Genomic DNA, 21,420 nt, shown 5'->3' with positions numbered 1-21,420 from the left:
CGAGGAGTCCTCTCCATGCCCGCCAAACCGCCCGCCGCACCGCCCGCCACGGCGCGCCGCCTGATGACCGTCGCGGCCGCGACGCTCATCGCCGCTGCCGCCGCGCCCGCCACACTCGCGTACGCCTACCCCTCCGCCACCGTCTCGCCCAGCGCTGTCGCCCCGGGCGGCCGGGTCGCGCTCAACGTCACGGGCTGCGGGACTCAGGTCGCCCGGGTCACGTCGACCGCCTTCGGCGAGGTCCGGCTGACCGCGGGCAACCCGGCGGCCACCAACCTCATCGGCACCGCCACCGTCTTCAACAACGCCAACACGGGCACGCACCGCGTGGACTTCGAGTGCGGCGGCCCCGGCGGCGAGCGCACCACCGTATCGCTGCAGGTCACCACGGGTGCGGCGCGTGGCGGGACGGGCGGCAGCATCGGTTCGATGAGCCCCGGGCAGATCGCCGTGGGCAGCGCCCTCGCCGCGGGCGCGCTGGGCGCAGGAGTGTGGGTGATGCGCCGCCGCACGGCGGCCTCGTAACCCTCGCCGGGGTCACGCCGGGGCGGCCTGCCCCCGTACGTGCACCCCGTCGAGCAGCGCCGCGGTGGCCTCGGCGACGGCGTCCACCGCCGCCTCGAACACCTCGCGGTTGTGCGCGGCGGGCACCCGGAACCCGGACACCTTCCGTACGTACTGCAGGGCGGCGGCACGGATCTCTTCCTCGGTCGCCTTCTCGGGGATGGCGGGCGGGCGCAGGGTCTTAATGGAACGGCACATACCCCTACTATCCCGCTACCGGGGCAGCTCGGCCCCGGAAAGTTTCATGATCAAACCGGCTTGGAGGCGGGCCCTGAGCCCCGGGTCCTCGACCGTGTCCAGCAGCTCGATGGCCTGCTGGGTCGTCTCGGCGGCCCGACGGTCGTCCCGCAGCGAGGCGGTCTGGTCGGCCATGTGCTTGAGCGCGATATCGGCCCGCCGGTGGAAGAGCTGCCCGATCAAGGTGGTGACCAGCCCCGCCGAGCTCGTGACGATCCCCAGGTAGAGCTCCCCGCCGCCCTCGGCCTTCCAGACGGCCAGCCCGACCCCGAAGAGCAGGATCGCCGCCCCGACCCCGGCGAACCGCTGGCTGGTCGCGAAGCTGCTGCGCGCCTGGGTCAGCCCGTAGGCGTAGTACTCCACGAGGATCGGCGTGAAGTCGTCCCGCCGGTCACCGAGCTGCGCCGTGGGGTGCTGGATCCCGCCGACGTCCTGGAACTTCCCCCCGCCGGGCACGGCGGACGGCCTGTCGGCCTCGCCCGGCTCGGCGAGGTGCGCGAGCAGCCGCACCCGCTCCTCGTCCCGTTTCCGCTCGAATCCCACTCCGAGGGATCGCTCCATCAGCGCCAGCGCCACGGCGACCACGGCCACGACCAACCCACCCCACGCGAGCTCGCCCATCCCCCGACGATCCCACGCCCCGAACCGGCGGCCAAGAGAGCGTCCGCCCCTCCAAATGCGGATGAACCGCACCGAACCTAGACTGACCGAGGCATGAACCTGTCGCCGACGAGGGAGACCACGACCATGGCGAAGCGAGGCAACAAGCGTCGGGCCCGCAAGAAGAAGAAGGCCAACCACGGCAAGCGCCCCAACGCCTGAGCGAACCACCCGAAAGACCCCCGACCGCAACCGGCCGGGGGTCTTCGCGGGTCACTTCCTCTTCCGGAGCTTGCGCATCTTCGCTTCGGCTTCACTCGGCACCGAGAGCTGTTGATGATCGCGGGCTTGGTGCACGGACGCCCCTGGGCCGTCCGAGCCCCACCCCTGGGCACGGCGACGGACCCCCGAATGCTCTCGCCCGTCGCCCCCTCCGGGAAGGCGCAGAACCCCGCGGCCGGAAGCACCCCCGGCACACGCTGCCGCGCTCGCCTCGATCCGCCCTTCACCTACTCCTCGTCGGTGTCCTCGGCGGGAAGGATGGACACGAGATCCCCGGACAGGTCGAGCTTGTAGCGCGTGGCGATGACGGCGAGCTGAATCCCGAAGACCGCTCGTAGTTCGCCGAGCGCGGCCCCGAACACGACGCCCTCACGGCGGCCTTGTACGTGTCCGCCATGGTCGATGCCTACGGTGTCCAGGAACCGGCGGCAGGCGGCACGCATCGCCTTGAGGTTCTCGGCAAGTTCATCGCCCGTGTCGGGCTCCATCAGGATCTGGGTCAGCGTCTCCCTGATCCTCAGAACCGATGCGACGCAGTGTCCCGCCTCGTCGACCGAGTGCTCAAGACGGGGCATCGTGAGAACCCGCCGGTCCTCCAGGTACACGAGAACCTTCTCGGCAACCGCCCGCTGCGGGAGCGGGAGCTCCCAGTCCACACCTCCGAGCGGTGTGCTGAAACCCTTGATCCGTCGCATGATCTCTAAAACCTTCACGCTCGGCATCCTAAGCAGGCCGGTGCGCCTGCGCTGTGGCGACGACGGGTACGGCGAGAAGTAGCAACGTCCCCTCCGTTGAGTCCGGTTGAGCCGCGCAGGACTCCGTACGAAGCTCACCGCCGGCGCCGACGAAGCCGTTGCACCTTCCGGCACCCGTCCGCCCCGGAGCACCGATGCCGGGGGCCACCCTCGGCATGACCGCAGCCACTGACCAGCGTGGCGTGCCGAAGCACCCGTCTTGCTCAGCAATTAACAGAGGGCGTATCCAGAGCACTGATCTCACCCACGTGGCTGACGGCGGGCTCGAGGCGATGGGGCAGATGGACCGGATGCTGCGCCGTCGGCGGCCGACCGAGTAGGCGGCTGCCGCCACTTGGAACCGCCAAAGGCCCCCAACCAAGATCGGTCGGGGGTCTTCGTCCTGGCGGCGCGAACGGTTTCGAACCGCCAACACCTGCCTTGTAAGCTCGCCCAGCCACCTCCCGACACCCGGCGAGCCCAGGACATGGCGCCTATACGAAACCGCCCTGAGCCACCGGCGTGCCCTCACGTTGACGTCAGCTGTAGATGTCAGCGGCCAGTCGACTGCTGGTTCACTTCCTTTTCCGAAGCTCCCGCAACTTAGCCTCAGCTTCCCTCTTCTTCCGTCGCTCCGCCTCGTACTTTGACCACTTGCCCTGATGGTCCTGGCATCGAGAGCTGTTCGTGATCGCGGGCCTTGCACAGGGACGATTCCTGGTCGTCGGCGCCCCGCACCTGGGCTGAGTCACCCTGCCACCACCTACCTGATTCGGTCGACTCGGACGCAGGGATAGTCCCGCCGACCCACAGCAGCCCGGTAGGCGCAGACAGCACGGATGGAAGCACAGCAGGCACACGGCTCCGGAGGGCACGCCTAAGGCGAGCCAAGCATCGTCCCTGAGCTGCGATTCTGCTGAGGAGGGTCCTGTGAGCCAGGAAGCTCTATCGCGTCCCGTGCACGGGACGGGGGCCTCACTGGTGAGGCGGACGAACCGGTCGGCGCTGACCGCTCGCGGAGACGTTGCCCAGCGGAACCGTTGCCCGACTAGGCTCCGCAGTCGGGCTCTCCAGCCCCTTCCTGGCTCCGTCGGCTAACTCAGCGGCCAGCCCTCATCGCTCATGCACTGTTTGAACGACCTCTCGCGCTGGGCCAGCGTGTATGCACTCGTCAGCTCATTCATAGACGGGTCCCCACTCGAAGAGTCAGGCCACGCCTTCTGCGCGAGTTGGGTGCAGTCGGCGCGGGCTGCCGTCTGCGTTAGTGGCTCTGTCTTGCCGTTGCCCGTGACGACGCTGGGCACAGCAGAGCTTGAGTCCCTTGCCGTCTTTCCCGGGCAGCCCAGCCTCACCGCGGGACCGGGGAGTCCCTGTGGGCCGGCGGGGCCTGGCGGCCCAACGACGGCTGATCGCGACTGGAGCTCGGATATCTGCTGATGCTGAGCGATGAGCGCGGCGGATTGGCTTGCCAGGAGGACGCCAACCGTTAGGCCTCCGATGACGAAGCTCCGACTCGGTCTGCGAGGATCGACGGTTGCTCGTAAACAGCCATGGATGCCCCCCCGAAGCTCGGTGTGACGCGTCAGTGTAGGAGGTCGCCTGACCACCCGGACGCAGGGTTCTGCCGGCAGAGGGCGTGGCCGTCTCCCTCGTCAGCGAGGGCCCGGTGGGCAACCTCCCGTAGCCGGAGGAGCCGCCGACTGTAACTTCTTAAAGACCGTGTAACGACGGGGGCCATCATTCCATTGAACGATGAATGATCCCTGTTTTGCCACACGAAGATGCACCCCGTGCCATCTGGGCGCAAGCTGGAAGTGGGCCAGCCAGATTGAAGCAGCATTGGGGGATAGCGATGTTCGATTCGATTTCGCGTTTTCGACCAAATCCCAAAAAACAGAACAAGATCCCGAGAGGGATCGATACAACCCAGCGCCAATTCGAGACATACAAGTATCTATACGGCGACGCTCCGTCACTCTCGGACATTTTTGACATTCCGAACCGCGACGCCTTTGAATACTGCCAGCGCATAAGTCATTTCGTCCTGATCGTTCCATATACGGCTGACCATCGAATCCTGGCCGAGAGGATCTTTACGCGGGAAGGGATATCATGGTCCCTCTTGGGCGACTGCCTGCGGCAGGATGAGCACGAGGACTTCATCGTTGCGGCTAATACGATCACCCAGGAGACGTTGCCGGAAGTGCAACTAGCTGATATTGAGCCGATCGCCTTCCTGTCGAATGCCTTTCGACACGAGGGGGGCGAATGGATTCACAACGGCATTGCCTTTACGGCCCGAATACGGGATGACGACGTAAACGAGAAGCTACAACGGACGAAACGAACGCGCGCCCAGCTTATAGATCTCGAAACCCCGTCGAGTTCGATCGCCGTTTTACAGAACGCGGAAGTCCTGAAATTGGCGCAGAGCTATTTGGAGAGCAAAGGCCGGGGCTGGATCCCATTCCACGACCAAGAAATCAGCCGTAACGCCAGATATCGACACCGCTATCAGATTCACAACAAGATCACCAAGCCGATCATGCGTGCCACCTCCCGGTACGTATGCGAGCACAGCTTGGGTGAGGTGACCAAGAAGATCGATGAACTCGTACACGAGAACAACCCCCGTTCGATGATCGACGTAGCATGCGGAGAAAACATGCTATGCAATACGAAGGCGGAGAAGGGTGATATTTCAGTAGTAGTGGGAAACGATATTTCGTGGAGTCAGATCGAATTGATTAAGCAGTCAAGCATCTCAACGCAGCCCGCTTCTTCCCTGATATATACGAACCACGACGCCACCAATTTGCCCTTCACCAGCAAGGCGTTCTCCGTAGCGATCTGCAAGAATGTCCTACATCACATGCCATCGGCCGACGCCGCAAGGAAGCTCATCGACGAGTGCATTAGGGTTTCCAACCGTGCGGTGATTATTGAAGTAATGGATCCCCCCACTGGACATTTGGGCAGCCGGGTAATGTACCGCTATTACCTTGATTTCCTAAAAGATGCGGCGGTTCATTTCTATTCCAAGCGGGAGTTCGAGCAGCTCACCGAGAATGAGCAGCTCAGTGACCGCTTCCACATGTCAACGATACGGGGCGTCTATCAGTTTGCCGTGTTTGACTCCTGAGGGGGATTTTAGAGCTTCCGGCAGACCTGGGTTCGAATTGTCTGGCTACCCACAACGTAACCAGTTCGGATCGCTCGTACAGCAGAAGACTCGGTCGTCCGCCTTGAGCGCTAGTGACGCAGCCGGACAGTGCGCAGCGGCCCAAGCCCTGGCAGTAAACATCTAAGAGGAGATTGGGAATCACCAATCTTGGATGCCCTTTTGAACTGCGTCATCAGATTCCAGGGGATCTCATGTTAATCGCGCTGACAACCGTGGTTGTCCGGCCCGTCTGGCACGCTCAGACCTGGGCCCTGTAACTGCAAGCGGCCTCGGACCGGCAGGCGGGTCTGCCTAGACAACGTTCGGTGCGTCGACATCATGGTGATGCCTCTCGCCCTTGGCCAGCTTCTTCGTTCGTTGGTGGAGGTTGCAGGGCGTCCTTGGAACTGTCGAGCAGCTCCAAGTATGCCGCGACCTGGTCCTTTCCTGGCGGTAGACGCTGGATCGCGCGCTCCGCACGTCGTTGCAGCGCAAGCAAACTCCTGTTCTGTTCCCGGCGTATCTCCAGCTCGGCATGCTCTAGATCCAGAGCGGACTTTTGCTTCCGCCATGCCCGAAACTCTGAAGCTGCTGGCAGGGCTGCGGCTGTAAAGAGGACCACTAGGAATATGAGCCACCAGGGAGTGCCAGCGAGGAATGTGGCAATGCCTGCACTGCCGCTAATGGCTGCGGAAGACAACGGCGGTCGCATGGGTAGACCTCTCCGAGCCCACGTGGGCTCTGGGGCTAGCTCACGAAGGAGGAGGGGGCGATCTATCCCTGGACATGCAAAAGGCCCGAGCCATGGCTCGGGCCTAGAGGTGAAGCCGCACGGTCAGGGGTCGGCGGGACCAGGGTTTTAGAGGGTGGCTATCCGCCGGGAGGTGGTTCGGAGGAACCGCTCGGCCGATCCGCACGTCTGGGCGGCGCCTGACCGAGGACGCGCTCATCGGTCCACGGATTCACTACGGCTCTGGGAAGTTCCAGCAAGTTGTACCGGACCTTGCCCCGACCTTGACCGTATGTAGTGATCCGGCCTTCGCTCGCCCATCGGCGAATGGTGCTCGAAGGTCTGCCCGTGTAGAGGGCCGCGAGGTCAGCGCTGACGAGGATCAACTCGGGTGACTGGTCCACTGCTCCCCCTTGCCAACTCTGGAGGAGGGACCCAGAGGTAGGTGGTTGTGGACACACACGTAGCGAAGCATGACAGACGTTACGCTCGGGCAGGTCAGAACGTCAAGCATGGCTGCTAGGCGCCAAGTTGGCGTGATCGTCGGTGGAGGGACTAGCGGCCCGTGGGTGCCCGGGAGGCGGAAACAAAAAATGCCCCCTCCGTGAGAAGAGAGCAGATGATGGCACGCCAAAGCTGGCCCCAGATTCTCATGGGGTGGACGCTGAAGCAAGCTCTCCAGCATCGGTACGGACCATGGGCGCCCAGCCTCCCATCCCGTGTGCCGTCGACACGCGGAGTAAAGAGCGGGCCGGGCTTCCTGGGGTGCAGTTCCAGCCGGATCGGTCACGACGGTCACACCGGCGGGCTCCAGGCTGCGGAAGGCTCCTGGCCCCGACTCACGCCGGAGCCAGGGATGGTCAGCCGGCGTAGTCGTGGTGGTCGCGGGGGTCGTAGCCGTGATTGCAGGTGGGGCAGAGGGTGAGGTCCTCGGGGGCGGCGGAGTATCGGTTGGGGATGATGCCGCCGTCGTACTGGGGGTCGGTGCAAGCCATGGCGTGCTCCTTCGAGGTCGGTGCCGTTGTCCTGATGGGCACCGCCCCTGCACGGTTATGGGAGGGCGCACAAGGTGGAGCACCCCACTGGATGAACGACCTTGTGCGCCCTCCCATAACCGTGCTGCCCTCCGGGATCAGGGCAGCGGTGCCGACCGGCAGCCACCACATCGACGCCCACCCGCGGCCTGGACTTCACCACGGTCCCGCATCTGCGCCCGATTCCGATGGGCCCGACACCCGCACGGGCAGGGCACGAGCCTGGTTGCTGAGCTATCGCTCGGTGACCTGCGCTAGATCAGATCGCACAGCCTCTTCAAACGCGTCCGTGGCGATCCTTACCTCTCTGAGAGCTGCGGACGCATCGCCGCCGTCTGAGTGCAGGATCGGCCCCTGTGCTTCCAGGAGCTGTCTGCGCATGTGTACAGCGGCCAGCCGTACGGACTCCGAGGCTATGAGGTCGATCTCCACGCCGAACTTGTACGCTGCGGAGCGAGTCTCGTGCAGGGCGCCGTCAGCTTCCCCGCGGGAAGTTGCTGCCAGGGCGTCATGCCAGCCATAGCAGGCGAGTAGAAGATCTCGATAGAGATGGCGCTTGTCATCCAGCCATCGCACGCGTTCGGCGTGAGCACGCTGTTCTCGTTGTACCCGCACTTGGCCCCGCTGGGCCAGCCACGCCCCTGAAAACCCCGATATGGCACCCACTGATGTGCCAATCAGTCCCACCAGTGCTGCGTCCAAGTCTCTCCACCCCGAGTCTGCGCGTGCGGTGTGGCCGTATCCAACCAGGGTTCGGGGCGCTTAGGGACGAGGTTGCCGGAGCGGTTCCGGTTGGTGTCCCGCCCGGGCTGAGCAGACCGCAACCCAGGCGCTGACGGACGGGCTTTCGGAAGACGACTCAACGACGCGCTCATCGGCCACAACGAGACCGGTACCGACGCGGAGCGACCACACCGGCCGGCACCACATCGCGGCAGCAGCTGCTCCCCGCCCGCCCATTCCCGGTGGTGCGGTCGCCTCACGCTCCTGTCATCCGTGACGGCGGGGGTACGGCGCCCGGCCCGACTCAGGCCCGACAGTCGGCCGGCCTTGCGCAAGAGGCCGCCCCTCCCTCGCCGCTGGCCGTCTTTTGGCACCCCGTCCCGGCCGCAGTCGGCAGCGCTCCCGGCCACGCATGCCATGTGACGGTTGCCGTGCCTGAAGGCCCGCCTAAGGCGCTTCCCATCAACCCGAGCCGTGGGCGTGCGGTCGGCGGCCGGGCTGGATCGGGGCGTAGACAGGAGCGCAGGCCCGGGTGACGGGCCGCGCGCGCCGCGCGTGCGCGGCGGGTGCCTTGATGAAGTAGGGAAACTCTTACCGTGCTACGGCCGGTGGCTTCCAGGGGGTTGCCGTTCGCGGCAATGCACGCTGTCAGGTCTTCGAGTGAGCCTGCTATCCGAGCCCCGTTGACGGGGGCGAAGTCCGTTACCAGGGCGTGCCCGTGCCCAGGCGGTCCGCCAAGCTGTCCGATTGGCCGCCCTACTGGCTCGACAACATCGTCAAGCCTCATCGCAAGTGCACCACCCACGCCAAGTTCGAGGTGCACTTCCGGCTTTACCTCGTGCCGCTGCTCGGGTCCAAGCGGTCGCATCGCTGAGTGTGGGCGATGTTCGGAAGGTTCTTCTGCAGCTGCGGAAGAAGACCAGCGCCGCGACCGCCAAGGAGTCGCATCGGGTTCTGCGGACGGCTCTCGCTGCGGCCGTCCGGGAGGAGCTGGTGACTCGGAACGTGGCAATGCTGGTCGAGCCGCCGAGGGTTGAGGCTCGGGAGCTCTCGCTTTGGAGCCTCCAGGAGACTTTGGACTTCCTCGCCGCAGAGACCCGCTGTACGCCGCCTTCGTGCTGGCGATCGCGCTCGGCTTCCGTCGGGGTGAGATCGTCGGTTTCCGGTGGGAGAACGTGGACCTGGACAAGCGCGAGATCCGGGTGCGGACTCAGCGTCAGCGCGTTGGCGGCGAGGCCTACGAGGACGATCCCAGGGGCAGCGGCGCCGACAGACTCTCCCCCTGCCGGGGATCTGCGTCGCTCCCCTACGGTGGCAGCGGATGAAGCAGGCGGAGGCGTGGGACGAGACCGGGTACGTCTTCACCATCCGGACCGGGCCGCCCATCGAGCCGCGGAACGTTTACCGGTCCTTCACGCGCGTGGCCAAGGACGCCGGGCTGAGGGGCATTCAGCTGCGCGACGCTCGGCACGGCGTTCCACCCCGGGTCGTGAGGGAGATCCTCGGGCACTCGCAGATCGCCGTCACGGTGAACGTGTACGCGCACGTCGTGCAGGAGACCCAACGCGAGGCCATCGGGCATACGGACCGGCTGTTGAGGCAGCGTCCCGGCCGTGCCTGACCGCTCCCGTTGATGGCAGATGTGGATGCAAAAGACCCCCCGCCATGATCGGCGAGGGGTCTTTGTGCTGGTGGGCGCGGACGGTTTCGAACCGCCGACATCTGCTTTGTAAGAGCAGCGCTCTACCCCTGAGCTACGCACCCGTGGATGAGTGGACAGCCTACATGGCGGGCACACCCCCCACGCAAACCCGTTCCCGTGGGAGAGAATGGACCGGGGCATGGCGGACGCGGTACGGGAGAGGCATTGTGACGACGGCATCCCGGCGGTGGTTCGGCGGGCGGGACGAGAGTCGGCGGGCGGATGCGCAGGCGGCGAAGGATGCCGCCGCGGCCGCGTTCTACGAGCTGGACACGGCGCAGCGGGATCTGCGGATCTCGATCGAGACGATCGCCGCGGCGGACGGGTCGCCCGCCGCGCGGCAGGCGACCGAGGGGTTCGCCGCGCTGGGGCGGCGGATCGACGAGGTCAGCCACGTCTACATCGAGGCGGTCGACGCGCACGACCTGGACCGGGCGGAGTTGGAGGCCTCGGTGGCCACGCGCGCGCGGGAGCAGCTGACCCGGGCGCGGGACGAGCTGGTGCGGGTCCAGGGGGAGCTGGAGCGGTTCGCGCAGGGGTTGCAGCCGCTGCTGGACAAGGCCGAGACGCAGCTCGCGCGGGTGGCGCCGGCCCGGGAGCGGGCCAGGGCCGCGCTGATCGGGGCGAGTGACGCGCTGGACGCCGTACGGGCCAAGGGGATACGGGCCGATGACCTCGCGGCGCGGCTGGCGGCGCTCGGCCCGGAGCTGACCAAGCTGAACCAGGGTGCGGCCCAACACGGTGTGCAGGAGACGGTGCAGCGTGCCGACCGGATCCTGCGTGATGCGGAGGCGGTACGGGCCGAGGTGGCGCGGCTGCCCGAGCGGGCGGCGGAGATCGACCGGCGGCTGGTAAGTCTGCGGACGCGGGCGCAGGCGTTGCGCAACCGGGCGGACCGGGTGGATCCGGTGCTCAGTGAGCTGCGGCGGCGGTTCAGTGCGGCCTGCTGGCAGGACCTGCAGCACGTGCCGGAGCAGGCGGTGCAGGACGTGGCACGGGCCGAGGAGCAGCTGCGGGAGGCCGGCCGGGCCCGGGAGGAGCAGCGCTGGGCCGATGTCGGGGCGCTGATCGAGGCGGTCCGCGGCTCGCTGGACGCGACGGACGAGGCGGTGTCGGCGGCGCAGGACCGGCTGACGCGGCTGGAGGCGGTGGCGCGGGATCCGCAGGCGGAGGTGGACCGGACCCGTTTCGCGATCCGGGATGCGCAGCGGCTGGCGATGGCGGGGCGCAGCGTGCCGGATCCGCAGCACGCGCGGCCGCTGGACGATGCGGTGGCGCGGGTGGCCCGGGCGCTTTCGGCGTTGGAGGGGCGGCATCCGGACTACTGGGCGTTCCTGCTGGAGATGGCGGACGTCCGGGCCTCCGTGAACCGGGTGGTGAACGGGATCCGGGCCGAGCGCGGGCACGCCTAGGCCGTGCCGGGCGGGCCGGGCTGCGCGCGCCCGGTCTGATCGGCACGGCACCCTCTGGGGCGCCCGGTCCGGGACCCGGTTGTTTCCGGGCGGCCCACGGCGGATGCTGGGAGGTGCCGGGAACGGACCAGAGGAGGGCACCATGGCTGCCCACACCGTCAAGAAGCCTCCTGTGACCCATGAGCCTTATGTGGCTCATGCGGCGTACGGGTGCACGGAACCGCACGAGCACTACGCGCCCTACGTCGCCCATGAGCCCGATCCCGACGCGCCCGCCCCACCGCGCCTCGCCGACACCGTCTCGCGGCGCATGGCGCGCGTGCTGCACCCCGTCAACGCGCAGCTCGACGATCATCTGCCCACCGACCACAAGCTCAGCCAGGTGTACCGGGTCGGGGCAGGGCTGATGGGTCTGCTGCTGGTGGTGTTCGGAATCCTGGGACTGGTCAATCAGATCGGGTTCTTCGACACCGGCGGGGACACGGTGCTCGCCCTGAACACCAACGGGGCGCTGAGTGTCCTGTCGATCTGCATCGGTGCGCTGCTGATCTACGGGATGGTGGTGGGCGGCACCTTCGCCTCGACCTTGAACATCGTGCTGGGCGTCCTCTTCATCGCGAGCGGGTTCGTGAATCTCGCGCTGCTGGACACGGAGCTGAACTTCCTGGCCTTCAAGATCCAGAACGTGCTGTTCAGTTTCGTGGTCGGCGTGATGCTGATGTGGTTCGGGATGTACGGGCGGGTGGGCAGCGCCCTGCCGCACGACAATCCGTACTGGCGGGCCCGCCACCCCGAGCAGGCGGCCCGGGAGGACCGGGTGCGGCGCGTTCAGGGGCGGGCCCCCGTCACCCCCGTCATGCACGGACGCTGCCCGTAGCCGCGCCGTACGTGGCGTTGGCCGCGCCGTACGTAGCGCCCGGGCGGCGGGCACGCTTAGCCTGTGCGCATGCCTCGATACGATTACCGCTGCCGGACCTGCGACGACACCTTTGAGGTCAGCCGGCCCATGGCCGAGTCCTCCGCGCCCGCCGACTGCCCGGCGGGGCACTCCGACACCGTGAAGCTGCTGTCCGCCGTGGCCGTGGGCGGCACGAGCAGCGCTCCCGCGCCCGCGATGGGCGGCGGGGGCGGCTGCTGCGGTGGCGGCGGCTGCGGCTGACCCCGGATCCCCCGAGTTCCCCGGATCCCGGGGTCCCCGGATCCCGGGGTCCCCGGATCCCCCGAGTTCCCCGGTTCCCCGGGTCCCGGGGTCCCCGGGCGGAGCCTCAGCGCTTGCGCGAGAGGGTCAGGCCGTCCGAGATCGCGAGCAGGACGGATTCCATGCGCGGGTCCGCCGACACGTGGTCGTTGAAGGCGCGGACGCCGGCCGCCGCGCCCGTGGCCGACCGGTCGAGGACCGTGCCGTGGAACAGCGTGTTGTCGGTGACGATCAGGCCGCCGGGACGCAGTCGCGGCACGAGCTCCTCCCAGTAGGAGATCTGGCTCTGCTTGTCCGCGTCCACGTAGGCCATGTCGATGTGCGGTTCGGCCGGCATCGCGCGCAGGGTCTCCAGCGCCGGTGCGATGCGCAGCTCGATGCGGTCCGCGACGCCCGCCTCCTCCCAGGCCTGCCGGCCGTACTGCGTCCATTCCTCGGAGACGTCGCAGGCGATGAGGCGGCCGTCGGCGGGCAGTGCCTGGGCCATCGACAGGGCCGAGAAGCCGGTGAAGGTGCCGACCTCCACGATGTGGCGGGCGCCTGTCAGCCTCACCAGGAAGGCCAGCAGCGGCCCCTGCTCCTCCGCCGACTGCATCCCGGCCACGTCCGGGAATTTGGTGTACGTCGTCGCCACCAGCCCCCGCTGGACCTGGTCCAGCGGGGGGTTGTGGTCGAGCATGTACCGGTAGAGCTCGTCCGTGATCTTGGTGCTGTTGCCCTTGGTCATGCGTCCAGTCTGCCCAGTCGGGCCGCCTCCTGGGCGAATGCGCGCACGATTTCCTCGCCCGCCAGGACACCCGCGGTGGCCAGCGCGGTCACCGTCGGCGCCGTCCACGCCGCGTCGGCCAGTTCGCCGTGTCCCGGGCGCCAGGCCGCGTCCGCGGCCAGCAGCAGGTCCGCGTCCAGCAGCGAGTCGCCGGCCGCGAGGGTGGTGGAGGCTCCCGTACGCCGGGCGACCTCGCGCATCGCCGCGCTCTTGGTGAGCGGGCGCGGGACCGCGTAGATCTTCCGGCCCTGGAGGGAGACCGTCCAGCCGCGGTCCTCGGCCCACCGGGTCAGGGACTTGAGCCATTCGTCCGGGACCAGGGCCCGCTCGACGACGAGGTACGCGAAGAGGTCCTCCGCCAGGCGGGTCTTGCGCAGCCACGCCGGGTCGGCCGTGGCCAGCAGGTGCTGGTGCACCTCCTCCAGGGGGGCGCACTCCTCGGCCAGGCGCGCCGCGACCTGCCGCCGCCAGTCCCGGTCCGGGACGCCGTCGACGAGCAGCTGCCCGCCGTTGGCGCAGATGGCGTACGGGGCCGGGCGGCCGGGGAAGCGGATGCGCTGGTACTGCTTGCGGGTCCGGGTGGTGGTGGGGACGAAGACCACCGAGGGGTCGGCCGTCAGCTCCGCCAGCAGTCCCGCCGCCGTCTCCGTCATGTAGGACAGCGGCTTGCTCTCGTGGACCTCGACGCACAGCAGCCGCGGGGCCACCGGGTCGGGCATGGTCAGGCCGAGGGCGGCCGTCGAGTAGATGAGCGTACGGTCGAGATCACTGGCTACGAGGACAGTCACTTCGAGGCCACAGCCTTTCCGTCGGCGCCGGTGGCGCCGCGCGTGAATCGGGGGTGGATGAGTCCTACGCACGTGTAGGGCAGCCCGTCGACCTCTTCCACCGGGACGCCGCGCTGCTCGGCGAGCAGCCGTACGTGGTCCAGGTCGGCCCCGGCGCCGCGCTGCGCCAGGATCTTCCAGGGCACCCGGCGCAGCAGGACGCGGGTGGTCTCGCCGACGCCGGGCTTGACGAGGTTCACGTCGTGGATGCCGTACTCCTCGCTGATCCGCTCGACCGCCGCCCAGCCCTCCCAGGTGGGTGTGCGGTCGGCCGCGAGGAGCTCCTTGACCTCCTCGTCGACGGCGTCGGCCACCTCGTCGAAGTGGGCGGCGACGGTGTCGACGAATGCGACGGAGACGTCGGCTCCGGCGAGCTCGCGGTAGAACTTCGCGCCGTGGAAGTCGTCGGGGCCGACGAGGTCGGACCTCAGAACCGTACGCGAGATGAGACCGGAGACGGTGGAGTTGAGACAGGCGGAGGGGATCAGGAAGTCTTCCCGGGTGCCGTACGTGTCCACGCAGGAGCCGGGGTCGGCGAGGACGACGATCTCCGGGTTGAAGCCGTCGAACGCGGCGAGGGCGTCGCGCAGCTCGCGGGTGATGGCGCCCTTGCCGGTCCAGCCGTCGACGAAGACGACGTCGGCCGGGTCGTGGTGGGCGGCCAGCCAGCGCAGGGCGTTGGCGTCGATGCCGCGGCCGCGCACGATGGAGACGGCGTAGTGCGGCAGGTCCAGGCCGTGGCGGGCGCGGGCCCAGCGGCGCATCAGTACGCCTACGGGGGTGCCGGCGCGGGCCAGGGAGACCAGGACCGGGGACGGGGAGCGCTCGGCGAGGACGGTCTCGGTGACCGTGCCGACGGCCCGGGCCACGCGGGCGGCGGAGGCGGCGAGCGCGCTCCCGTACAGCTCCTGGTACTGGGGGGACGGCTGGTACTCGACGGGCAGGGATTCGGCGTAGTGCGCGCCGCCCGCCTGTATCGCCTCTTCGCGCTCCTCCGTCGGCGCCTCCAGCTCGACGGAGGAGAAGTCCTGGAGCAGCCAGCCGACGTCCTCGGCGGCGTACGAGGAGAAGGCGGGGCCGCGCAGGGGCTCGGGCATGATCGGCTCCTGCCGGTGGGGTGTGCCCGGTATACCGGGTACGTACGAGGGGACGACGGCCAGGACGACGTGGCCGGTGTGCGGGGCGAGGGCCGCGAGCAGCCCGGCGTGGAGTTCGGGGGTGTCACCGGCCGAGTCGACGACGGCGACGACGGCGTCGAAGCCGGCGCCCGCGACGTTGTAGGCGTAGCGGTCGCCGGGGCCGTCGGCCGGGGCGTCGTGGGCCGGGAAGACCAGCCGGGTGCGGATGGCGTATCCGGGGTCGTTGACGGCGAGCACGGGCGAGCGCGTGGTGGTCGAGAAGCGGACCTCGCGGGCCGCCCCCGCGTCCTCCAGGGCCGTGGCGAGGCGCAGCGGCGCGTACATCAGCTCCTCGTTGCCGAGGACGAGGATCCGGCCGGGTTCGGTGCCGAGCGCGGAGCCGAGCCGGTCGGCGAGTTCCGGGAGGGCCGCCTCCAGGCGGGCGCGGTGGGCGGGGGTGAAGCCGTGGCGGCCGCCGTCGGGGACCCCGGAGGGCCAGTTCAGCTCGACGCGCGTGACCGGCTGCGGGCCGTCCGCCGGGGCTCCGCCCCGGACCCCGCTCCTCGAACGCCGGAGGGGCTGATTTTGCCCGGCTGCCTCGTGTTCCTCGACCAGGGCCCGGCCCTTGGTGAGGACGTCGTCCGGGAGGGAGACCGTGCCCGAGGCGAGGGCGATCAGGTCCACGCGCGCGCCCAGCTCGGCGGCGAAGGCGGTGAGCCGGTCGCGGTCGGCCGGCGAGCGCATGTCGACGAGGGCGACGACCACGTAGTGCGAGCGGGGATGGCGGGAGTGCAGGTCGCGGATGGTGTTCAGGACCGTGTTGCCGGTGGAGAACTCGTCGTCGACGAGGACGAGCGGGCCGCTGCCCGCGAGCAGCTCCGGGTCCTCGGGCAGCAGCAGGTGCGAGGTGGCGTGCGAGTGCGCCTCCTCGAAGCCGCCCGCGGGCTCCACGCCCGGTACGGGCCGGCGGGTGGAGTGCAGGTAGGGGGCGCTGCCCAGGCCGTCGGCCACGCAGTGGCCGAGCCCGGTGGCGGTCTCGGCGTAGCCGAGGACCACGGCCGCGGCGGCCCCGTCCTCGCCGAGCAGGGCCCGGACGCGTTCGCCGAGCCCGTACCCGGCGGCGTACACCGTCCGCGGGGACTGCGGGACGTGCTTGCCCAGCACCTGCGAGACCAGCAGGTGCGCCCGCTTGGGGTTGCGGCGCAGGGCCAGTCCGAGCAGCTCCGTCAGCCGCGGACCGCCTTCGGAGTCCTCCAGGCTGACGCCCAGCCGCTCCGCGACCCAGGTACCCGACCACACTGCTTCGATCGTCTTGCCTTTCCTCGTCGTCCGCGCGTCCGCCGACGGCTGCGCGTCCCTTTCCAAGGGCCTGCTCACACCTGGAGCCCGGCCGTGAGCAGGTCGACGAAGCCGACCTCCTCCTTCGCCACACCGAAGACCTCGGCGCGCAGCATGGTGCGCTCGGCCCAGGCCCGGTGGGGCTTCACCTCGTTCATCTTGTTCGTGTAGGCGCTGCGCATCACGCCGCCGCCGCCGCGCTCGGGCCGCAGGATGTCCTGGGCGTCGCAGAACTCCTCGTGCGAGACCACCGACAGCGCGTGCACGGGCGTGATGTGGGCGGGGTGGATGCAGGTCTTGCCGAGCAGCCCGTTGGCCCGGTCCAGCTCGATCTCGCGCAGCAGTCCGTCCAGGTCGTGCTCGATCAGGGCGGTGCGCAGTTCCTCCACGCCCTCCTCCAGGAAGGGGCTGCGGCGCAGCTGGGGCTTGAAGAGGCGCTGCTGGCTGCGGAAGTACTCCCAGACGGGCCCGGTCACCGTGAAGCCGGTGCCGTCGGCCCTGCTGAGGACGTTGACGACGTCCGCGATGACGCCCGCCACGATCTGGACGTCGTAGGCGGTCATGTCGGGCGTGCGGCGCAGGCCGTAGGCCGAGCAGAAGTCGGTCACGCCGAGCCGCAGCGCCAGGACGCGCTCGCGGTGGCTGTTGACCGTGCGGGAGATGCCGGCGAGGGCCAGGGCGCGGGTTTCGAGGTGGAGGAGGTCCGGGGTCTCCAGGACCGGCATGGCATACAGGCGGGACAGTCCGCTGACGGCCTCTGCCTCGGCGACGGCTTCGAGGAAGGCGATCCCGCGGTTCTCGTCGAACTTCGGGAGTACGAATCCGGCCAGTCGCCGCACGGAGCCGCCGAGCCGGCGCACCAGGTCGGGTATCTGCTCGGGCGTGCGGACGCGGATGAAGAGCAGCGGGAGCTCCGCGCCGTCGGCGTCGAGCTCGGAGAAGTGCCGGACGAGGTTCTCCTCGGCTCCGGTGACATCGCCGTCGCTGATGGAATCCTCCAGGCAGAGGACCATCGAGACGACCCCGCGGCCGGCCTGCTTGCGGATGTCGGCCGCGAGCGTGGGCCGGGTGGCCGGGCTGTAGAGGGTGGCTCCCAGCGCCGCCGCGAGGACGCGGGCGGGCGAGGCTCCGGTGAATTCCGCCGGTTCCTGGTGGAAGAGGTCCTTACGGACGGTGGGCGATATGTGCCCAAAGTGACGCATGTGCTTCCCCCGTACTGCCTCGGCGGCCCAACTGGCATGGCCGGTAATAGTACGTACGAACGTGAGTCAAGAGTTCCTCAAGCACATGAAGTTCAGGTAACCCTCTTGCACCATGCCCAGGTCTCGCGTTCGAGACAAGGCCCTACGGGGGGCCGCATTGTCCCTGTCCACCCCGGGAGGGCAGGATGACGTGCATGACGCACGCGATGCAGAAGGGCTCGAACATCCCGGTGGCCGCCGTGGCGGTCCGGGCGGTGCTGCGCTGGACCGGCGGCCCCGAGGTGCCGGACGTGGACGCCTCGGCACTGCTCGTCGGCCCGGACGGCCGGGTGCGTTCGGACGAGGACTTCGTCTTCTACAACCAGCCCCGGCACCCCTCGGGGGCCGTCTGGCGGCTCGGCAAGAAGCAGATCGGTGATGCGATCACCGACGCCGTCCAGGCGGACCTGCGCACGGTGACGCCGACGGTGGACCGGATCCTGGTGGTCGCCTCCGCCGAGGACGTCCCGTTCCAGCGGGTCCACGACCTGCGGATCCTCCTCTACGACGCCACCGCGACCGGCGGCTCCGAACCGCTGGCCTACTTCGACGTACGGCCCGAGACCGGCGCCGAGACGGCGCTGATCTGCGGGGAGCTGTACCGGCGGGGCGAGGGGTGGAAGTTCCGGGCGCTCGGCGAGGGCTACTCCGACGGACTGGTGGGGCTCGCGACCGACCACGGGATCTCGGTCGACGAGAACGCCGCCGAGGCCGAGGCGGCCCCCGCGGCCGGCGCCGGTCCCGACTCCGGGCCCGCGTCCGAGCAGACGGCGATGATGGCCCCGCCCACCCAGGCCCCGCCGCCCGTCCAGCCCGCCTACGGGTACCCGCAGCCGGTGTCCCCGGCCCCGGTACCGGGGCCGGGCGGCGATCCGTCCTTCCGGCTGCCGGTGCAGGGCCCGCAGTTCATCCGCCGCTGACGCAGCCGGCCGACCGACCGGCCGGCCGACTCCGCCGACACCGACGTCGACACCGACACCGACACCGACGCCGGCCCGGCTCACACCGAGGGCCCCGAGGACGATCACCCGTCCCGGGGCCCCGGTCAGCTCTTGGTGCTCTTGTAGCCCCGCCCCCACTGGAGCCCCCAGCCGTACAGCCGGTCCAGCTCGGCCTGGAACCCGTAGACGAACTTCACCTCGCGCCGGACCACGAGCTCGCCCTTGACCTTCTCCAGGGAGACGACCGCGCAGGAGCGGGCCTGCGGGTGCCGCTCGTCCAGCGGGATCTCGATGCGCGGCCCCGTGACGGGGTAGAGGGTCACCATCGCGTGCGTCCGGTCGAAGGCCGGGGTCTGGTCGTAGATGTAGACGAAGACCAGCAGCCGCTTGATCTCGTCGGCGTGGTCGAGGTTGACGTAGAGGGTCTCCCCCGACGCCGAGCCGAACCGGTCGTCCCCGCTGAGCTTGACGTACGGCGGGTCGTTGAGGTCGCCCAGCAGGTTCCCCAGCGGCTGCACGGCGCCGCGGGTGCCGTCCGTCAGCTCGTACAGACAGCCCATGTCGAGGTCGACATTGACCATGCCCTGGGTGTGCGCCTGCACCATGTCCGGCTTGAACAGCTTGAACGGGTGCCGGAAGAGCTGGCCGCTCTGGCCCGAGCGGCCTCCGATGTCCGAGGTGCGCATGCGCCAGGACAGATTCACGCGCAGGTTGCCGTGGACGGCCCCCTGTTTGGTCAGCGACACCGTCGCATGTCGCTTGTTCAGCTCGATCGCGTTCGACGAGGCACTGCCCGACTGGAACTGCACGGCCCGGCTGCCCATGATGCCGTCGAAGAAGCCCATCCCCTACCCCCCTGGTCCCCTGATCCCCTGGTCGTGCTGAGCCTACGGAAGCGGGGCGGCCCGCCAGGTCCTCGGACCCGGTGGACCGCCCCGCAATGGAGCGTTCCGCATTACCGCCGCGGTCATGCCTCGGCGGTGGAACCCTCCAGTTCCATGCGCTTGTTGCGGCGCACCGAGGACCAGAAGGACCATCCGATGAGCAGCACGCCGACGAGACCGGTGATGATCTCGTTGATCTCGTACTGGATGGTGACGAGCAGGATCGCGGCGAGCGCGCCGATGGCGTAGTGCGCGCCGTGCTCCAGGTAGACGTAGTCGTCGAGGGTGCCCTGGCGGACCAGGTAGACCGTCAGCGAACGGACGTACATGGCACCGATGCCGAGGCCCAGCGCCATGAGCACGATGTCGTTGGTGATGGCGAAGGCGCCGATGACCCCGTCGAAGGAGAAGGAGGCGTCGAGGACTTCGAGGTAGAGGAACATGAAGAAGGCGGCCTTGCCGGCCATGGCGACGGCCGAGACGGGCTTGCCGCTCTTCTTGGCCTCTTCCTCGGCCTCGTGCTCGGCTTCCTCCTCTTCCTCCAGCTTGTTCTCGAAGTAGCCGGAGAGGCCGCCGACGATCATGTAGGTGATCAGGCCGAGGACACCGGAGATCAGGACGGTCTGCGCCTTGTCCACGTGGACGCCGCCGTGCTGGTGGGCGTTGGCCCCCACGGTCATCGAGGCGATGACCAGGACGATCAGCGCGATGCAGGCGGAGAGCATGTCGATCTTGCCGAGCTTCGCGAGCGGACGCTCCAGCCAGGCGAGCCACTTGATGTCACGGTCCTCGAAGATGAAGTCGAGGAAGATCATCAGCAGGAACATGCCACCGAAGGCGGCGATGGACGGGTGGGCGTCCGTCACCAGCTGCTCGTACATGTCCTTGTCGGAGAGGGCCAGGTCGACCGCCTCGATGGGCCCGATCTTGGCGCTGATCGCGACGATCACAACGGGGAAGACCAGTCGCATACCGAAGACCGCGATCAGGACGCCGACGGTGAGGAAGATCTTCTGCCAGAAGGCATTCATCTTCTTCAGGATTCCGGCGTTGACCACCGCGTTGTCGAAAGACAGCGAGATCTCGAGGACCGACAGGATCGCGACGATACCGAAGGCCTGCCACCCCCCGTAGAACACCGCTGCGACCAGACCGAGCGCAGTGATTGCGAACGACCAGCCGAAGGTTTTGAGAACCACTGGCACCCCATCGTCTTGTACGGCTTTACGAAACGTTGACCCCGAAGTCTAGAGCGATGCCTCGGAGCCCCGACGCGTACCCCTGCCCCACCGCACGGAACTTCCATTCACCCCCGTACCGGTAGACCTCGCCGAAGATCATCGCGGTTTCGCTGGACGCGTCCTCGGACAGGTCGTAGCGGGCCAGTTCCTGGCCGTCGGCCTGGTTCACCACACGGATGAAGGCGTTGCTGACCTGGCCGAAGCTCTGCCGGCGGGAGTCCGCGTCGTGGATCGAGACCGGGAAGACGATCTTGTCCACGGCCGCCGGCACCTTGGTGAGGTCGATGATGATCGACTCGTCGTCGCCTTCACCCTCGCCGGTGAGGTTGTCCCCTGTGTGTTCGACGGAGCCGTCGGGGCTCTTCAGGTTGTTGTAGAAGACGAAGTACTCGTCCCCCAGCACCCGGCCGCTGTTGCAGAGCAGCGCGCTGGCGTCGAGGTCGAAGTCGGCTCCCGTGGTCGAGCGCGCGTCCCATCCGAGACCGATCAGAACCCTGGTGAGGTTCGGTGCGGCCTTGGAGAGGGAGACATTGCCCCCCTTGGCGAGTGTGACGCCCATGTTGTGGTCCTCCCCGGACGACGGTGTGGCAGTACGGCGATGTGCCGGTGTGGTGCGGTGTGGCGGGTGTGGTGCGGTGGTGCGGTGTGGTGCGGTGGGCCGCCCGCTGTGGTGTCCGCGGGTAAA

Annotated in this window: 18 protein-coding genes, 1 tRNA gene and 1 pseudogene; 8 read left to right on the top strand and 12 right to left on the bottom strand. The window is 68.4% G+C overall.

Annotated features, from left to right (window positions below):
- Positions 1–15 precede the first annotated feature (15 nt).
- A complete protein-coding gene (locus tag KO717_RS24905; RefSeq protein WP_301371442.1) occupies positions 16–525 on the top strand; it encodes a hypothetical protein in 510 nt (169 codons plus the stop codon).
- 12 nt (positions 526–537) lie between these two features.
- Here KO717_RS24905 and KO717_RS24900 read toward each other — a convergent pair whose 3' ends face one another.
- Together KO717_RS24900 and KO717_RS24895 are read right to left on the bottom strand one after the other, a co-directional pair.
- Positions 538–762: a DUF2277 domain-containing protein gene (locus KO717_RS24900; RefSeq protein WP_266484671.1), complete on the bottom strand. Its 225-nt coding sequence runs from the start codon at positions 760–762 to the stop codon at positions 538–540.
- A gap of 15 nt (positions 763–777) precedes the next feature.
- Positions 778–1,422: a TRADD-N-associated membrane domain-containing protein gene (locus tag KO717_RS24895; RefSeq protein ID WP_301371439.1), complete on the bottom strand. Its 645-nt coding sequence runs from the start codon at positions 1,420–1,422 to the stop codon at positions 778–780.
- A gap of 126 nt (positions 1,423–1,548) precedes the next feature.
- On the opposite strand from KO717_RS24895, the gene KO717_RS37510 reads away from it, so the two are divergent.
- On the top strand, positions 1,549–1,623 hold the full coding sequence (locus KO717_RS37510; RefSeq protein ID WP_100661309.1) for a 50S ribosomal protein bL37: 75 nt from the start codon (positions 1,549–1,551) through the stop codon (positions 1,621–1,623).
- A gap of 287 nt (positions 1,624–1,910) precedes the next feature.
- On the opposite strand, the gene KO717_RS24890 is transcribed toward KO717_RS37510, so the two are convergent.
- The gene (locus KO717_RS24890; RefSeq protein WP_301371437.1) at positions 1,911–2,378 is read right to left on the bottom strand and encodes a DUF6650 family protein; all 468 of its coding nucleotides are present in this window, start codon (positions 2,376–2,378) and stop codon (positions 1,911–1,913) included.
- Between the two features lie 1,891 nt (positions 2,379–4,269).
- Here KO717_RS24890 and KO717_RS24885 point away from each other — a divergent pair.
- Positions 4,270–5,559: a class I SAM-dependent methyltransferase gene (locus tag KO717_RS24885; RefSeq protein ID WP_301371435.1), complete on the top strand. Its 1,290-nt coding sequence runs from the start codon at positions 4,270–4,272 to the stop codon at positions 5,557–5,559.
- 1,611 nt (positions 5,560–7,170) lie between these two features.
- On the opposite strand, the gene KO717_RS24880 is transcribed toward KO717_RS24885, so the two are convergent.
- A complete protein-coding gene (locus KO717_RS24880; protein ID WP_301371432.1) occupies positions 7,171–7,305 on the bottom strand; it encodes a hypothetical protein in 135 nt (44 codons plus the stop codon).
- Positions 7,306–8,773: 1,468 nt separating this feature from the next.
- Between KO717_RS24880 and KO717_RS24875 the strand changes: the two are divergent.
- Positions 8,774–9,688 (top strand): annotated as a pseudogene (locus KO717_RS24875) (tyrosine-type recombinase/integrase); the annotation flags it as partial.
- A 68-nt stretch (positions 9,689–9,756) separates the two neighbouring features.
- On the opposite strand, the gene KO717_RS24870 reads toward KO717_RS24875, so the two are convergent.
- Positions 9,757–9,831, bottom strand: a tRNA-Val gene (locus KO717_RS24870).
- Positions 9,832–9,936: 105 nt separating this feature from the next.
- On the opposite strand from KO717_RS24870, the gene KO717_RS24865 reads away from it, so the two are divergent.
- From KO717_RS24865 to KO717_RS24855, 3 genes are all read left to right on the top strand, one after another.
- On the top strand, positions 9,937–11,181 hold the full coding sequence (locus KO717_RS24865) for a hypothetical protein (RefSeq protein ID WP_301371430.1): 1,245 nt from the start codon (positions 9,937–9,939) through the stop codon (positions 11,179–11,181).
- Between the two features lie 310 nt (positions 11,182–11,491).
- Entirely contained in the window at positions 11,492–12,058 is a 567-nt protein-coding gene (locus KO717_RS24860; protein WP_301374726.1) for a DUF4383 domain-containing protein, read from the top strand.
- Between the two features lie 69 nt (positions 12,059–12,127).
- Entirely contained in the window at positions 12,128–12,340 is a 213-nt protein-coding gene (locus KO717_RS24855) for an FmdB family zinc ribbon protein (protein ID WP_094744670.1), read from the top strand.
- Between the two features lie 106 nt (positions 12,341–12,446).
- Here KO717_RS24855 and KO717_RS24850 read toward each other — a convergent pair whose 3' ends face one another.
- The 4 genes from KO717_RS24850 to KO717_RS24835 form a co-directional block, all read right to left on the bottom strand.
- Positions 12,447–13,106 carry an O-methyltransferase gene (locus tag KO717_RS24850; RefSeq protein WP_301371429.1) on the bottom strand — a complete coding sequence of 220 codons (660 nt, stop codon included), beginning with the start codon at positions 13,104–13,106 and terminating at the stop codon, positions 12,447–12,449.
- Positions 13,103–13,933: an HAD family hydrolase gene (locus KO717_RS24845; protein WP_301371427.1), complete on the bottom strand. Its 831-nt coding sequence runs from the start codon at positions 13,931–13,933 to the stop codon at positions 13,103–13,105. Before KO717_RS24845 ends, KO717_RS24850 begins: the two co-directional genes overlap by 4 nt.
- On the bottom strand, positions 13,930–16,398 hold the full coding sequence (locus tag KO717_RS24840) for a phosphoribosyltransferase (RefSeq protein WP_301374725.1): 2,469 nt from the start codon (positions 16,396–16,398) through the stop codon (positions 13,930–13,932). Before KO717_RS24840 ends, KO717_RS24845 begins: the two co-directional genes overlap by 4 nt.
- A 65-nt stretch (positions 16,399–16,463) precedes the next feature.
- Positions 16,464–17,630: an HpcH/HpaI aldolase/citrate lyase family protein gene (locus tag KO717_RS24835; protein WP_301371425.1), complete on the bottom strand. Its 1,167-nt coding sequence runs from the start codon at positions 17,628–17,630 to the stop codon at positions 16,464–16,466.
- 194 nt (positions 17,631–17,824) lie between these two features.
- On the opposite strand from KO717_RS24835, the gene KO717_RS24830 reads away from it, so the two are divergent.
- The gene (locus KO717_RS24830; RefSeq protein ID WP_301371423.1) at positions 17,825–18,589 is read left to right on the top strand and encodes a TerD family protein; all 765 of its coding nucleotides are present in this window, start codon (positions 17,825–17,827) and stop codon (positions 18,587–18,589) included.
- Positions 18,590–18,714: 125 nt separating this feature from the next.
- Here the strand turns inward: KO717_RS24830 and KO717_RS24825 are convergent, their stop codons facing one another.
- From KO717_RS24825 to KO717_RS24815, 3 genes are all read right to left on the bottom strand, one after another.
- Positions 18,715–19,455 (bottom strand): TerD family protein, encoded by a 741-nt coding sequence (locus KO717_RS24825; RefSeq protein ID WP_301371421.1) that lies wholly within the window; start codon positions 19,453–19,455, stop codon positions 18,715–18,717.
- 122 nt (positions 19,456–19,577) lie between these two features.
- Positions 19,578–20,693, bottom strand: a complete 1,116-nt coding sequence (locus tag KO717_RS24820; RefSeq protein WP_301371419.1) for a DUF475 domain-containing protein — start codon at positions 20,691–20,693, stop codon at positions 19,578–19,580.
- 25 nt (positions 20,694–20,718) lie between these two features.
- On the bottom strand, positions 20,719–21,294 hold the full coding sequence (locus KO717_RS24815) for a TerD family protein (RefSeq protein ID WP_030715379.1): 576 nt from the start codon (positions 21,292–21,294) through the stop codon (positions 20,719–20,721).
- Between the last annotated feature and the right edge of the window lie 126 nt (positions 21,295–21,420).

It is taken from the genome of Streptomyces xanthophaeus (genome assembly GCF_030440515.1).
In the GTDB taxonomy this organism is placed as follows: Bacteria; Actinomycetota; Actinomycetes; order Streptomycetales; family Streptomycetaceae; genus Streptomyces; species Streptomyces kutzneri.
The sequence above is the reverse complement of the archived record's forward strand: the minus strand, read 5'-3'. Positions and strand labels throughout refer to the sequence as shown.

Bases quoted from the DNA above. Each gene is read 5' to 3' on its own strand.
- KO717_RS24900 (WP_266484671.1), bottom strand. From the start codon at position 762: ATGTGCCGTTCCATTAAGACCCTGCGCCCGCCCGCCATCCCCGAGAAG.
- KO717_RS24855 (WP_094744670.1), top strand. From the start codon at position 12,128: ATGCCTCGATACGATTACCGCTGCCGGACCTGCGACGACACCTTTGAG.
- KO717_RS24850 (WP_301371429.1), bottom strand. From the start codon at position 13,106: ATGACCAAGGGCAACAGCACCAAGATCACGGACGAGCTCTACCGGTAC.
- KO717_RS24895 (WP_301371439.1), bottom strand. From the start codon at position 1,422: ATGGGCGAGCTCGCGTGGGGTGGGTTGGTCGTGGCCGTGGTCGCCGTG.
- KO717_RS24890 (WP_301371437.1), bottom strand. From the start codon at position 2,378: ATGCGACGGATCAAGGGTTTCAGCACACCGCTCGGAGGTGTGGACTGG.
- KO717_RS24825 (WP_301371421.1), bottom strand. From the start codon at position 19,455: ATGGGCTTCTTCGACGGCATCATGGGCAGCCGGGCCGTGCAGTTCCAG.
- KO717_RS24830 (WP_301371423.1), top strand. From the start codon at position 17,825: ATGACGCACGCGATGCAGAAGGGCTCGAACATCCCGGTGGCCGCCGTG.
- KO717_RS24860 (WP_301374726.1), top strand. From the start codon at position 11,492: ATGGCGCGCGTGCTGCACCCCGTCAACGCGCAGCTCGACGATCATCTG.
- KO717_RS24880 (WP_301371432.1), bottom strand. From the start codon at position 7,305: ATGGCTTGCACCGACCCCCAGTACGACGGCGGCATCATCCCCAACCGA.
- KO717_RS24905 (WP_301371442.1), top strand. From the start codon at position 16: ATGCCCGCCAAACCGCCCGCCGCACCGCCCGCCACGGCGCGCCGCCTG.
- KO717_RS24835 (WP_301371425.1), bottom strand. From the start codon at position 17,630: ATGCGTCACTTTGGGCACATATCGCCCACCGTCCGTAAGGACCTCTTC.
- KO717_RS24815 (WP_030715379.1), bottom strand. From the start codon at position 21,294: ATGGGCGTCACACTCGCCAAGGGGGGCAATGTCTCCCTCTCCAAGGCC.
- KO717_RS24885 (WP_301371435.1), top strand. From the start codon at position 4,270: ATGTTCGATTCGATTTCGCGTTTTCGACCAAATCCCAAAAAACAGAAC.